13 protein-coding genes are annotated in these 13,131 nt (G+C 73.2%); 3 read left to right on the plus strand and 10 right to left on the minus strand.

The window, feature by feature from the left end; translation table 11 throughout:
* Positions 1 to 64: 64 nt before the first annotated feature.
* The 4 genes from J2X68_RS03555 to J2X68_RS03570 form a co-directional block, all read right to left on the minus strand.
* Entirely contained in the window at positions 65 to 1,300 is a 1,236-nt protein-coding gene (locus J2X68_RS03555) for a glycoside hydrolase family 64 protein (protein ID WP_399039211.1), read from the minus strand.
* A 121-nt stretch (positions 1,301 to 1,421) separates the two neighbouring features.
* Positions 1,422 to 2,177 carry a dienelactone hydrolase family protein gene (locus J2X68_RS03560; RefSeq protein WP_310430939.1) on the minus strand — a complete coding sequence of 252 codons (756 nt, stop codon included), beginning with the start codon at positions 2,175 to 2,177 and terminating at the stop codon, positions 1,422 to 1,424.
* A 150-nt stretch (positions 2,178 to 2,327) separates the two neighbouring features.
* Complete coding sequence (locus J2X68_RS03565) at positions 2,328 to 2,948, minus strand: L-threonylcarbamoyladenylate synthase (RefSeq protein ID WP_310430940.1); 621 nt, start codon at positions 2,946 to 2,948, stop codon at positions 2,328 to 2,330.
* 9 nt (positions 2,949 to 2,957) lie between these two features.
* On the minus strand, positions 2,958 to 3,608 hold the full coding sequence (locus tag J2X68_RS03570; protein WP_310430941.1) for a helix-turn-helix domain-containing protein: 651 nt from the start codon (positions 3,606 to 3,608) through the stop codon (positions 2,958 to 2,960).
* Positions 3,609 to 3,799: 191 nt separating this feature from the next.
* Here J2X68_RS03570 and J2X68_RS03575 point away from each other — a divergent pair, with 191 nt between their 5' ends.
* The 3 genes from J2X68_RS03575 (at position 3,800) to J2X68_RS03585 (ending at position 7,656) form a co-directional block, all read left to right on the plus strand.
* A complete protein-coding gene (locus J2X68_RS03575) occupies positions 3,800 to 4,273 on the plus strand; it encodes a MarR family winged helix-turn-helix transcriptional regulator (protein WP_310430942.1) in 474 nt (157 codons plus the stop codon).
* A 136-nt stretch (positions 4,274 to 4,409) separates the two neighbouring features.
* Positions 4,410 to 5,996, plus strand: coding sequence for an MFS transporter (locus J2X68_RS03580; protein ID WP_310430943.1), 1,587 nt, complete (start codon positions 4,410 to 4,412; stop codon positions 5,994 to 5,996).
* A gap of 127 nt (positions 5,997 to 6,123) precedes the next feature.
* Positions 6,124 to 7,656 carry a helix-turn-helix domain-containing protein gene (locus J2X68_RS03585; RefSeq protein ID WP_310431350.1) on the plus strand — a complete coding sequence of 511 codons (1,533 nt, stop codon included), beginning with the start codon at positions 6,124 to 6,126 and terminating at the stop codon, positions 7,654 to 7,656.
* Between the two features lie 115 nt (positions 7,657 to 7,771).
* Here J2X68_RS03585 and J2X68_RS03590 read toward each other — a convergent pair whose 3' ends face one another.
* Genes J2X68_RS03590 through J2X68_RS03615 form a run of 6 tightly spaced genes read right to left on the minus strand, consistent with a single transcriptional unit; the run spans position 7,772 to position 13,045 of the window.
* Positions 7,772 to 8,995 carry a cytochrome P450 gene (locus J2X68_RS03590; RefSeq protein ID WP_310430944.1) on the minus strand — a complete coding sequence of 408 codons (1,224 nt, stop codon included), beginning with the start codon at positions 8,993 to 8,995 and terminating at the stop codon, positions 7,772 to 7,774.
* The gene (locus J2X68_RS03595) at positions 8,992 to 10,236 is read right to left on the minus strand and encodes a cytochrome P450 (RefSeq protein WP_310430945.1); all 1,245 of its coding nucleotides are present in this window, start codon (positions 10,234 to 10,236) and stop codon (positions 8,992 to 8,994) included. The genes J2X68_RS03590 and J2X68_RS03595 overlap by 4 nt, the downstream gene beginning before the upstream one ends.
* On the minus strand, positions 10,233 to 10,856 hold the full coding sequence (locus J2X68_RS03600; RefSeq protein WP_310430946.1) for an ATP/GTP-binding protein: 624 nt from the start codon (positions 10,854 to 10,856) through the stop codon (positions 10,233 to 10,235). Before J2X68_RS03600 ends, J2X68_RS03595 begins: the two co-directional genes overlap by 4 nt.
* Positions 10,825 to 11,190, minus strand: coding sequence for a DUF742 domain-containing protein (locus J2X68_RS03605; protein ID WP_310430947.1), 366 nt, complete (start codon positions 11,188 to 11,190; stop codon positions 10,825 to 10,827). Before J2X68_RS03605 ends, J2X68_RS03600 begins: the two co-directional genes overlap by 32 nt.
* Complete coding sequence (locus tag J2X68_RS03610; RefSeq protein WP_028806383.1) at positions 11,187 to 11,609, minus strand: roadblock/LC7 domain-containing protein; 423 nt, start codon at positions 11,607 to 11,609, stop codon at positions 11,187 to 11,189. The genes J2X68_RS03605 and J2X68_RS03610 overlap by 4 nt, the downstream gene beginning before the upstream one ends.
* Positions 11,606 to 13,045, minus strand: a complete 1,440-nt coding sequence (locus J2X68_RS03615) for an ATP-binding protein (RefSeq protein ID WP_310430948.1) — start codon at positions 13,043 to 13,045, stop codon at positions 11,606 to 11,608. The genes J2X68_RS03610 and J2X68_RS03615 overlap by 4 nt, the downstream gene beginning before the upstream one ends.
* Positions 13,046 to 13,131: the final 86 nt, after the last annotated feature.

The following is a 13,131-nucleotide window of genomic DNA, read 5'->3' on the forward strand; positions in this document are numbered from 1 at the left end:
ACGACGTCCCGCACGCGGGCTCCCTCCGCGTGCGGGACGTCGTCGTGCGCCGGTTCGGCTCACCTCAGTTCAACGGGTCGAGCGTCAGGTACGCCTGGCTCGGCGAGCCGTCGTGGACGAGGGACTCCTGCTGCCCGACGTCGTCGAAGGCGAACGCGTACGCCTTGCCGTCCGCCATCTGCGCGTGGACCTTGCGGGCGTACTGGTTGGTCACGGTGTCCTGGTAGAAGTTCGCCGTGGTGGTGTCCGGCTGGTTGGGGTTGACCAGCAGCGTGGAGCGGTTGAAGCCCGCGCACAGGGTGCGGGAGATCGGCCCGCGCACGGCGTCGTTCGGCGCGTCCAGCAGCCTGTGGCAGCCGAAGATGCTGGACGCGTCCGGCTTCTGGAAGCTGGTCACGACCGCGCCGGCGGAGTTGGTGAAGTTCATGACCCCGCCCGAGACCCGGCCGTAGTACTTGGTGCCCGGCTGGTCGGCGAACGGCGTGACGGTCAGGGTGCTCGTCGCGTACTTCTGCCAGACGCGGTTGACGTAGTCGTCCATGACGTTCGCCGGGAGGGCGCCCGTCTCCACACCGTACAGCGGGGCGAGGGCCCGCAGCACGGTGCCGTCGGACCGGGTCTGGACGAGGTTCGCCCAGCCGCCCGGCTGTCCGCGCAGGGCGTTGAAGAAGCCGGTGTAGCCGCCCGCCTTGAGGTGCCCGGTGCTGACGGTGGTCCCGTCGGCACGCTGCACGCCGACCGCGTACGGCGCGGAGAACATGTCGACCTGCGTGCTGTTCAGCCACAGCCCGGAGTCGTTCAGCGTGTACTCCGACCAGTTGAACAGGATGTTCCGGTTCGGGTCGGTGGGGTTCTGCACGGCCGGCTGCACCAGTCCGCCGGTGGTCAGCCGGAAGTCGAGCTTCTGTCCGTAGGAGAAGTAGACCCGGCCGGAGAACTTGGGCATCCGGATGGTGACGGACTGTCCGGCGGCCGGGCCCGCGATCGAGGCGTCGGGCGCGGGAGTGGGCGGGTTGCCGCCGGCGGGCCAGGCGTGGAAGGCGCCGGTCGCGTCCGCCCAGCCCTGCCGGCCCGTCGTCAGCTGGGTGCCGAGGTTGTAGACGTAGAGGCGGTCGGCGCGCCCCGAGTTGTTGGTGATCTTCAGCGGGATGGTGTCGGGGACGGCCGCCTGGGCCGGCGGGCCGAGACAGAGCAGTGCGCCGACGAGAGCGGCTGCTCCGGCGGTCCTGAGTGTGAGCGTGATCTTCGAGAGCACTCTCCACCTCCGTGCGGGTAGGCCTGTGGGGTTGGTCCGTACCATGTTGAGAGCGCTCTCAAAGTCGCATCGGGTTGTGCGCATGTCAACAATCTCGACAGAGGCGGACACAGAAAAAAGAGAGGACGCCCTCCGGTGCGCACCGTGCCGGAGGGCGTCCTCGCGCTCAGAAGGTCCGGTTCAGCAGGTCCAGCAGCGCGGCCCAGTGCCGCTCGGCGCCCTTCTCGTCGTACGCGGCGGTGTCGGCCTGCGTGTACCCGTGCTCGGCGCCCGCGTAGACCTCGCAGGTGTGGCGGACGCCCGCCGTCGTGAGGGCCTCCTCGAAGCGCTCGATCTGCTCGGGCGGCAGGGAGGGGTCGTTGTCGGCGTGGCCGAAGTACACCTCGGCCGTGATGTGCTCGGCCGCCAGGTGGGGGCTGTCCGGCGCGTCGGTCGCCAGCCGCCCGCCGTGGAAGCCGGCCGCCGCCGCGACCCGGTCCGGGTGGCCGCCCGCGGTCCACAGGACGAGCCGGGCGCCCATGCAGTACCCGGTCAGCGCCACCGGGCCGTCCGCGACGAGCGGGCTCTCCTCCAGCCACCGCAGACAGGCGCCGGCGTCCCGCACGGCCGACTCGGCGGTGAGGGACTGGATGAGCGGGCTCAGGGCCGCGAAGATCTCCGGACGCGCGCCCGGGTCGATGAACTCGGGCAGCTCCACGACGGGGGCGCGGCCGTGCCGGTAGAACACGTTCGGGACCAGCACCGTGTAACCGGCCCCGGCCAGCCGGTCGGCCATCGCCCGCAGGTGCGGGCGCAGTCCGAAGGCGTCCTGGTAGAGCAGCACGCCGGGCCGGGGTCTCCCGTCACCGGGGTGTGCGAGATAGGCGTCGGCGACGCCGTCCTCGGTGGGGATGTCCACGGCTGTTCCCTGTACGGAGGTCATGGGGGCGCCTCTCTGCGTGGTGCACTGCGGCGAGCGAGCGAGCGAACGAGCGATCGGCCGGCCCGGTGGACCGGGAGGCGACCATCGTTGCATGCACCATCCACCTGCCCGCCGGGACCCCCGGTCCCGGGCGCCGGGGCGCGGACGGGCCTACTCGAACCGGGAGGTGTCACCCGCCCCGTGCCGTACGATCTCCGCCTCGCCGCCGGAGAAGTCGATGACGGTGGTCGGTTCGGTGCCGCAGTCCCCGGAGTCCAGCACGCCGTCCACCACGTGGTCGAGCCGGTCCTTGATCTCCCAGCCCTGGGTCATCGGCTCGTCCTCGCCGGGCAGCAACAGGGTGCTGGACAGCAGCGGTTCACCGAGCTCGGCGAGCAGGGCCTGGGTGACCACATGGTCCGGGATGCGCACGCCCACCGTCTTCTTCTTCGGGTGCTGGAGCATGCGCGGCACCTCCTTCGTCGCCGGGAGGATGAAGGTGTAACTGCCCGGCGTCGACGCCTTGATCGAGCGGAACACGTCCTTGTCCACCCGGACGAACTGACCGAGCTGCGCGAAGTCCTGGCACACGAGGGTGAAGTGGTGCCGGTCGTCCAGGTCACGGATGGCCCGGATCCGGTCGATGCCGTTCTTGCTGCCCAGCCGGCAGCCCAGCGCGTAGCAGGAATCCGTCGGGTACGCGATCAGCGCGTCCGCCCGGATGGCGGCCGCGACCTGGGTGATGGTGCGCGGCTGGGGGTTGTCGGGGTGCACGTCGTAGTACTTCGCCATTGGCCGAGCTTATGCCGTGCCACGGGGCGTCCGCCCCGCAGGACCGCCGTGCGGCTCGCCCAGAAGGAACTGCCAGCTGTCGGCGAGCAGCCCCAGCGCCGTCGCGGGGTCGGTCTCCCAGCCGTGGCGCATCCAGCGCCGGGCGAGCTGGTCGAGCTGGGTCAGCGCCAGGAAGCCGCGCAGCCGCCGGGAGTCCGGCGCGAACCGGCCGGCCTGATCGAGCCCCGCCTCGACGGCCGAGACGACGTCGTCGAACCACCGGTCGACCAGCTCGCGCAGCTCCGGCTCCACCACCGCGGCCTCGTGCGCGGCCAGCACATAGGGACGGATCTCCGGCCACCGGCGGGAGGTGTCGCGCAGCCAGACCTCGAACCCCGCGCGCTCACCCGCCCGTACGACGGCGGCGAGGGCCGGTCCGGCCGGCCCCGGCTCCGCCGCACTCCCGCGTTCCCGCAACGCGTCGAGCTCCGCGACGAGTGCCTTCATGAGCGCCGCCCGGGAGGGGAAATAGGCGTAGAACGTGACCCGGGTGGTGCCCGCGGCCTTCGCGATGTCGTCGACCGTCGTGCCCGCGTAGCCCCGCGCCTGGAACAGCTCCAGGGCCGTCGACAGCAGCAGCCGACGGGTCATCTCCTTCTGGGCGGCGCGCAGACCGGCCACGTCAGACTGCCTCCCGGTCGACTGCGAAGGGGCCGCCGACCTGCGAGGCCGTGCCCCCGGCGGACGTTCACATCGTACGGCACCGGGTCTTTTCGGCCAGGGGACGGCAGGGAGGGGCCGCACGTGACGGCAGGTCGCGGGACCGGTACCTCTTTTGACATAGGTATGGTGAGATACCTATTCTCTCTGTCATGTCCGACACCAGCGCACCCTCCGGGAGCATCGACCGCGTGGCCTCCGAGCTCGCGGCCCGCCTCCCCGCGCTGCACCGGGCACTGGACCGCCGGGTCGCGACCACCTACCCGCACCCCAAGCCCCCCGAGGGGCAGCTCCTGCTGCTGAAGTTCGTCGCGCAGCAGGAGGGCGCCACGGTGCGCGAGGCCGCCGAGGCCCTGCTGATGAAGCCCAACAACGTCAGCGCCCTGGTCTCCCAGCTCACCGCGCTCGGCCTGCTGGAGCGCCGCCGGGACAGCGCCGACAAGCGGGTGGCCCACCTGCACCTGACGGCGACCTCGCACCGGCGCCTCACCGAGGTCGGCGACCTGGAGACGGCCTATCTCGCCGAGGCCCTGCGGTCCCTCACCGAGGGCGAGATGGGCGCGCTCGGCGCGGCGCTGGACGCGCTGGGCTCCCTGACGCGCCACCTGCACACCGCGGCCCACTGACCGACCCCGGTCTCCTCCCCGGCCGGTCGCCCACAGGCGCCGCGCTCCCCGGCGGTTCTCCGCCCGGGGAGCTTCGTGTGCGCCCGGGCCGCCGTCTCCTCCGTCACACCACCCCGTACACAGACAAGGCTCCTCCATGCCGTCCACCTCCGTGGATCACTCCGCCGTGCCCGCGCGCACCGCCGCGCCGGCCCCGGCCCCCGGCCGTCTGCGCTCCAACCCCTGGCTCACGCTCTGCGCGGTCGCCTTCGGGCTGTTCATGGTGCAGCTCGACGGGTCCGTCGTCGCCATCGCCAACCCCGCCATCGGCCGCGACCTGAACGCCTCCACCGCCCAGCTCCAGTGGGTGACCAACTCCTACCTGCTGGCCCTCGCCGCCAGCCTCATCCTGGGCGGCAAGCTCGGCGACCGCTTCGGCCGGCGCACGTTCTACGTGATCGGCGTGGCCGGCTTCGCGCTGTCCTCGGTCGCCATCGGCCTGTCCGGCTCCATCGGGGGCGTCATCGCGTTCCGCGCCGTCCAGGGCCTCTTCGGCGGCCTGCTGATGCCGAACACCCTGGGCCTGCTGCGCGCGGTGTTCCCGCCGAGGAAGTTCGGCATGGCCGTCGGCATCTGGGCCATGGTGTCCGCCGTGTCCACCGCCCTCGGGCCGATCGTCGGCGGCCTGCTGGTGGAGAACGTCAGCTGGGAGTCGGTGTTCTGGATCAACCTGCCCATCGGCGTCGTCGCGTTCGTGTTCAGCGCCGTCGTGCTCCCGCAGTCCAGGAACTCCACCGGCCACCACCGCTTCGACGTCCCCGGCGTGGTCCTGCTCGCCCTCGGTCTGCTCGGCGTCGTCCTCGGCGTCGTCAAGGGTGAGACCTGGGGCTGGACGTCCGCCGGGACCTGGGGCGCGATCCTGGCCGGCCTCGCCCTGGTCGTCCTCTTCGGCTGGTACGAGACCCGCGTCGCGCACCCGCTGCTGCCGATGCGCCTCTTCCGCAGCTCCGCCCTCACGGTCGGCACGATCATCACCGCGCTGAACTTCTTCGTCCTGCTCGGCGCGGTCTTCTTCGTCATGCTCTACCTCCAGAACGTCCGCGGCTGCACACCCGTCGAGGCGGGCGTCCGCACCCTCCCGCTGAGCCTCGCCTCGCTGGTCGCCTCGCCGCTCGGCGCCGCGCTCACCGGCCGGTTCGGCGCCCGCGTCACCATGCCGCTCGGCATGGCCCTCCAGGCCGCCGCCTGCTTCGGCCTGCTCACCTGGTCCACGGACTCCTCCTACGCCACGATGTGGCCGCCGTTCGTCGCGCTCGGCCTCGGTGTCGGCATGGTGATGGCGGCCTCCTCCGACGCCATCGTCGGCAACGCCCCCGTGCAGGACGGCGGGGTGGCCGGCGGACTCCAGGCCACCACCCTCCAGATCGGCGGCGCCCTCGGCACCTCCGTGCTGGTCTCCGTGATCAGCGCCAGGGTCGGCTCCACCCTCGGCGGTGAACTCACCGCGGCCGGCGTCCCCGCCACCACCGCCGACGGCCTGGAGAAGGCCACGGACGCCGTCGCGATGGGCGTGGCGCCCGTGTCGGACGCGATGCCCGCCCAGCTGCGGGCGGCCGTCGTCGAGGGCAGCGGCCAGGCTTTCATGAACGGCCTGCACGCCGCCTCCGTCGTCACCGGCCTGCTGTGCGTCGCGGGAGCCGTCGTCGCCGCCGTCGGCATCAGGAAGACCCCGGCCTCCGCCTGACCTCCACCGCTCCGCCCGCGGCACCCCGGTCCCGCGGGCGGACGTTCCGCACCCCGTGAGGTAACGTCCCCGACCGATATGACTGGTTCGGCCCGCACGGGCCGTGAGGGACGAGGAGAGCGCCGAGATGGCCGGCCGGGACGACGGGAACCCCCACACCGCGGCGGACGACGCCGGCGCGGCGTGGGCCGAGGAACTCCTCGGACATCTGCGCCCCACCGGCGGCGACCTCCGCAGAGTCCTCGACTGGCTGGCGGCCACACTCGACGCGACCGTCTCCCTGCGCGACGACACGGGCGGCTCGCTCGCCGGACCGCCCACCCCGCTGGACGAGAACCTGGTCGCCGCCGTCACCGACGGCCGGCTCGCCTCCGCCGCCTGGGAGGGCGAGGGCAGGTTCGTGCGCCTGATCAGGGTCGAACTCCCGCGCCCCGCCGCGTCGGGCGTCCTCGCCGTGACCCGGACGCGCCCCTTCGACCGGCGGGCCTCCGCCATCGTCACGCACACCGTGGGCGTCGTCGAACTCCTGCTGCGCGCACGGGAGACCGCCGCGACCGGACACCGGCTGGCCCGCGCCACCGCCGACCTGCGCCTGGCCATCCTCCAGCTGCTCATGGTCGAGGACACCGTCGCCGCCCGCCGCGTCGCCGCCGGCCTGTGGCCCGGCCTGCTCGACGCCGACACCGCCTGTGTCTACGTCGTCGAGACCAGCCCCGAGGACCGCGACCGGCTCGCGGCGGCCTGCGTGGCGGCGACCCACGACGAGGCCCTCGTGGTGCGCTGTCCCGCCATGGACGGCCACGTCATCGTCGTCGTCCCGGACGACACCGCGGGCCGCGCGCTGCGTGCCCTGTGCGACCGGCACGCCGGCGCGTTCCTCGGCGGCAGCGCCCCGCAGAGTCTCGCCCGCACCGCCACCGCCTACGGACAGGCCGTCAGCGCCCTCGCCGTCGCCCGCTTCCGCCCCGACAAGACGGCCGTCTACGCCGAACGCACCCACCCCGAACGGCTGATGGACCCCGAGGTGCTGCGCACCTGGACGACCCGGCTGCTGCGCCCCCTCGACACCCTCCCGCACCACACCCGCGCCGAACTCCTCGCCACCACCCGGCTCGGCCTGGAGTTCACCGCCGTCAACGCGGCGAAGGTGCTCGGCGTCAGCCGCAACACCGTCCGCGCCCGCATGGAACGCGTCGAGACCCTGCTGCGCGCCGACTTCTCCGACCTCACCGTCCGGGCCGCGGTCCACCTCGCGCTGCACACCCAGGTCGCCATCGCGGGGGACGGGACGGGGGCCCCGGCGGCGCCCGCCCGGCTCGGCGAGCTGCTCGGCGGCCCGGCCCTGCGGGACTGGGCGCGGGACCTGCTGGCCCGCCTCGACTCCGACAGCCGGGACCTGCGCGGCACGCTGCGCGCCTGGATCACCGCGGGCGGCAACGCCGAACGGGCCGCGCAGCTGCTCGGCGTGCACGCGCAGACCGTGCGTGAACACGTCCGCAGCGCCGAGCCCGTCCTCGAACGCCAGCTCCTCGCGGCCGGCAGCGACCTGTACGAGGTCGTCCTGGCCCATGTGGCCGCGGGCGACCTGGATCAGCCCGACCTGCACGCATCCGCCCAGCGGACGGAATCGGGCCATCCGGACTCACCTGTGCACAGGTGAGTCCTCCGGCGGCCGGAACGGGCATCGACACGATTCCCAGCCGCTCGCCGGGCACGTACTTTCGAGGAGCGGCGGGGGTACGACCGGAACGGGGGACCGGTCGCACCCCCGCGCCTCAGTCCCGCAGACGGACCGGGATCTCCTGCCAGCCGCTCGCGATGAACGAGGCCACCTGCCGCAGTTCTCCGGCCCCGGCGTCCAGCCGCAGCCCCGGGAACCGTTCGAACAGCGCGGGCAGCGCCGTCAGCGCCTCCATCCGGGCCAGCGGAGCCCCGATGCACCGGTGCACCCCGATCCCGAAGGCCAGATGGTCGTCCGCCGCGCGTGCCGCGTCGAACACGTCCGCGTCCGCCCCGTAGCGCGCCGGATCCACGTTCGCCGCCGCGTACGTCGTGATGATGGCGTCCCCGGCCGGGATCGTCACCTCACCCACCGTGATGTCCTCGACGGCGAACCGCAGCGGCAGCGTGGCGATCGGCGGGTGCAGCCGCAGCGTCTCGTCGACGACCGCGTCCCAGCCGATCTCGCCCGCGCGGAGGGCCGCCAGCTGCTCGGGCCGCCGCAGCAGCGCCACCGCCGCGTTCCCGATGAGGTTCACGGTCGTCTCGAAACCGGCGCCGATGACCAGCAGCAGCGTGTAGAGCAGTTCCTCGTCGCCGAGCCGGTCGCCCTCCTCGTCGCGCACCCGGATAAGCTCGGTCGTCATGTCGTCGCCGGGGTGCTCGCGCTTGTACGCGATCAGCCCGCCCAGCACCGTGCCGATCTGCTCCTGCACGTACGCGGCGTGCTCCGGCGTCGGGTCGGTGGTGTCCATGATGGCCGCCACCAGCCGGACATTGGCCTCCCGCAGGTCGTCCGGCACCCCGAACAGCTCACAGACGATCTGCATCGGCAGCGGATGCGCGAACGTGGCCTTGAGGTCGACCGCGTCGCCGCCCTTCTCCAGCGCGTCCAGCAGCTCGGTGGTGATCGCCTCCACCCGGGTGCGCAGCGCCTCGGTGCGCCGGTGGGTGAAGCTCGGCGCCACCAGCTTGCGCAGCCGCGCGTGGTCGGTGCCGTACGTGGAGAGCATGTTGATCACGCCGACCCAGCCCAGGATCCAGCCCCAGGAAGGGTGTTCGCCGAGTTCCGCCCACTGCCGCCAGTGGCGCCGCGGGTCCTTGCTGACCCGCGGGTCCAGGATCAGGGCCTTGAGCGTGTCGTACCCGGTGGGCGCCCAGGCCGGGATGCCGCCGGGCAGCTCCACGGGCACGATCGGGCCGAGGGCGCGCAGCCGGGCGCTCTCGGCGTGCACGTCGGCGCCGAACGGGTCGAGGACGATGCGGTCGGTCACGGTCACGAACGGACTCCTGAGGGTTCGGAAGCGGGGGATCGGGGGCTGAAGCGGACGGGCAGCGCGGTCAGCGAACGGTGGAACGGGCCGGGCCGCCAGGTCAGCCGGTCGCGGGGCACGACCGGATCGAGGTCGGGCAGCCACTGGGTGAGGCGTTCGATCGCCTCGGTGACCAGCAGCAGCGTGTGCTGCTTCACCGGACAGGCGTGCGCTCCCGCCCCCCACGACAGGTGCGAGGCGTCGTTCGGATGCCTGCTCCCGGTGGCCTCCCGCTCGGCGAGGATCCCGAGCGCCCCGTACGACACCACCACCGGCACCGCCTCGCGCAGCCACACCCCGTGGAAGGCCACGGGCCGGCGGACGTAGTAGATGCCGTAGTTCGCGAGCGGCGTCTCGTGGTGCAGCACCTCGACCACCGCGTCCATGACCGGGCGGGCGCCGTCGGTGAGGGTGGAGTAGTAGAGCGGGTTGCCGAGGATCCTCGACAGCGTGTTGGACAGCAGGTTCGCGGTCGGCCCGTATCCGGCGCCGAGCGTGAGGAACACCTGCCAGGTGACCTCCTCCCGGGTCAGCCCCGCCGGGTGGTCGAGCAGCCGGCTCGGCAGGTCGTCGCCCCGCCGCGCGCTCTTGGCGGCGATGAGGTCCAGTACGTACTGGGCGTACTCCGCCTCGCCCGCGGCCGCCCGGTCGCCGCCCTCCATCATCTTGCCCACGCCCGAGTGCAGCCGGTCGCCCTGGCTCTCCGGCAGGCCGAACAGGTCGTTGAACACCAGCGCCATCAGCGGCTCGGCGAAGTCCCCGACCAGGTCGGCCTCGCCCCTCGGCCCGATCCGGCCCACGAGCAGCCGGACCGCACGGTGCACCCGCCCCCGCAGGTCGTGCGGTTCCACCAGGTCGAAGACGTCGATGAGGGTGGTGCGGTACCGGACGTGCGCGGCCCCGTCGGCGAACAGGGCGTTGGGCCGCCACCGCATCATGCCGAGCACCGGCGAGTCCTCCGGCACGGTCGACTCCCACGCGCGCGGGTCGTGCGAGAACGTCTCCTCGTCGTGCAGCACGTCCAGCGCGGCACGCCGGTCGGTGATCACATAGGCCGGCACGCCCGGCGCCAACTCGCCCCAGCCGACCGGGCCTTGACTGCGCAGTGCCTGGTAGTGGCGGAGCGGGTCGGCCGCGAAGCTCTCGTCCCACAGCCGCACCGGCACGGAGCGCGCGAAGTCGCGCCGGTCCGGGGGATGGATGGTCACCTGGCCTCCACGGGGTCACGTCCGATCAGATGGTCGACGAGCGCGAGGAGCGCGTCGATCGAGGAGCCGGGGTCCCGCGCGTCGCAGGTCACCATCGGCGTCCCGGGCTCCAGGTCCAGCGCCCGGCGCAGCTGCTCCGTGCCGTGGCGGGGCGCGTCGGGAAAGGCGTTGAAGGCCACCGCGTACGGCAGCCCGCTCTCCTCGACCAGACCCAGCACGTCGAACGACGCGTCGAGGCGGCGGCTGTCGACGAGGACGAGCGCGCCCAGCGCCCCGTAGGCGATGTCGTCCCACAGCGCGCGGAAGCGCTCCTGTCCGGGCGTGCCGAACAGGTACAGCACGACATCGCCGGGGAGGCTGATCCGGCCGAAGTCGATGGCGACGGTCGTCGTCGACTTCTCCCGCACCCCGGCCAGGTCGTCCACCTCGGCGGACGCCTCGGAGAGGTGTTCCTCGGTGTGCAGCGGCCGGATCTCCGAGACCGAGTCGATCAGGGTCGTCTTGCCCACCCCGAACGGCCCGGCGACCAGGATCTTCACCAGGTCACGGGCGGCGTCGGGGCGGTGGACGGCGCCGGGCGCGCCGGCGCTAGGCGTGGTGTTTGAGGGCGCGGAGGCCATCGGCCACTCTCTTCAGCAGGTCGGGGTCGAACCGTTCGGCGGGCGGGATCGGCGCGCGGGCGACGACGAGGTCCCGGTCGACGAGGTCGGCCGCCAGCACCCGTACCGCGGAGACCGGCAGCCTGAGCAGCGCCGCCGCCTCCACCACCGCGAGCGAGCCGTCCTGCAGGGTGTCCAGCAGGGCCAGTTCGGCGGCCGGCAGGCCGGCCGGCAGCGGCTCCTCGCTGCGGGCGAGCACCGACAGCCGCTCCAGGTGGGGCCGGCTGGGCCGGGCCACACCGCCGGTCGACAGGTAGGCGGGGACGAGCGGACGGCCGGCCGGGCGGCGGGTCATGCCGGCGCGTTGTCGTCGGCTCCTCGGGGCGCGGCCGCCATGGCCTTCTCGCCCAGCCGTGCCACCTGGGAGTGGACCCGGTGCGCCAGCAGGTCCAGCCGCGTCTCGCCGTCGCCGTAAGCGGCCACGCAGGTGCCGTGGTCGGTCGGCACGATCAGCACATAGCCGTGGTCGGACTCGATGACGATCTGGCGGACCTCGGCCCGCTCACGGTCGGCGAACGCGGCCGCCGCCGTCCGGCAGGCCCCCTGCACGGTGCTGGTGATGGCGGCCACCCGCTCGGCCGAGGGCTGCGACAGGGCGTCGGTGTAGCCCGTCACCAGTCCGTCCCGGGTCAGCATGACGGCGGCCAGCACGTGCGGCACCTGCAGGATCGGTTCCAGCACCCATGCCGTGTCGCCCGTATTACGGCTGGTCATCTCGCCGCTTCCCCCTCGATGTCGGTGTGGTCGGTGTGGTCGGTGTAATCCGTGTGGTCGGTCTCGCCGGTCCGGTGGGCCGGGGTGTCCCCGTGGTCGTCGGTTCCGGCGCTCCCGGCGGCGCGGGCCGCCGCCGTGCCGGACTGGAGCGCGCCGAGAGCGGCCGCGGCCTCCTCCGGTCGCCGCGCCGGTCGGTGCGCGGGTCCCGGGGCCGGGTTCTCCTCGGGTGCGGCGGCCCGGGTGCGGCGACGGCGCTGCGGCAGGCCGTCGGCGTCCGGGAGTGCGTGATGCCCCGGCGCCGGCTCGGGAGCGCCGGACTCGGTGCCGTACGCGTGGGAGGGCGCGGGCCGGTCGGCCGCGGCCTTCCGGGTCGTGCGCGGCGCGCTCGCGGCGGGCGGCCGGTCGACCGGGTCGAGGCGGCTGAGGAGATGGCTGTCGACCCGCAGCACCGCGCGCACTCCGCCGTACGGAGAGGCCGAGGAGACATCGACAGCGAGGTCGAACTGCCTGGTGAGACGGCCGATCGCGGCCAGCCCCATGCGCGGTGGATCGCCCAGGTCGGTCAGCAGGATGAGGTCGTCGCCGGCCACCAGCCGCTGGGCACGGTCGCGTTCGTCCCGCGTCATGCCGAGACCGGCGTCGTCGACGGTGACGCACACGCCGTGGTGGACGTGCTCCAGGCTCACCACGACGTCGGTGTCCGGGGCGGAGTGCCTGAGCGCGTTGTCCAGCAGCTCGGCGACGATGATGGCCACCGGTTCGACGGCGTGCGAGACCAGCGCCGTGCCGGCCTCGAGGTGGTTGTGGACCCGGACCCGGTGATAGCCCGCGAGCCGGGCCTGGCCGCCGGTGACCGCGTCCACCAGGTGCGACTCCTCGCGCGCCAGCCCGACCCACGCGCCGCACACCACGGCGGTGACCTGCGCGCGGCGCAGCGACTGCTCGTTCTCGTGGTCCAGGCGGAACAGGGTCTGCGCCAACTCCGGGTCGTCGTACCGCTGCTGGAGTCCGCGCAACGCGTCCTGGAGCCGGTACAGGGCCGCCTGGATCTCCCGGGTGGCGCCCCGCATCCCGGCCTGCGCGGCCGCGTCGACCCGGGTGCGCTGGGCGGCCACCTCGGACTGGAGCGCCAGCACCACGTTCTCCAGGGCGATGCCCAGCGGGGTGCCGGTGGTCAGCGGCTGGAGCGGGCCCGGTTCCGCCACGTGCGGATGGGCCACCTGGCGGGCGGCCGCGGGCACCCGCCGGTCGGCCAGATGCTCGACCTCCGCGGTGAAAGCCCTTACAGAACCGTCCAGTTGAGTGCGCAGCGCGGCTGTCTCGGCTCGTTGCCTGGTCAGTTGCCGCCGTAGCCGCAGCAATCCGCCGCCGAGGGCGAGCGCGGACAGTGTGCCCGCGGCCAGGCCGCCGGCCACCAGGTCCGGTAATTCCATCATCGATTCGGTTCCAGGGAGGGTCGGGCGTCGTCTCGGTGCTCAGGGCAGGGGTGGATCCGATGCGCTCGGACCGGGCACTCGCAGCA

This window comes from Streptomyces sp. 3330, assembly GCF_031456635.1.
Taxonomy (GTDB): Bacteria; Actinomycetota; Actinomycetes; order Streptomycetales; family Streptomycetaceae; genus Streptomyces.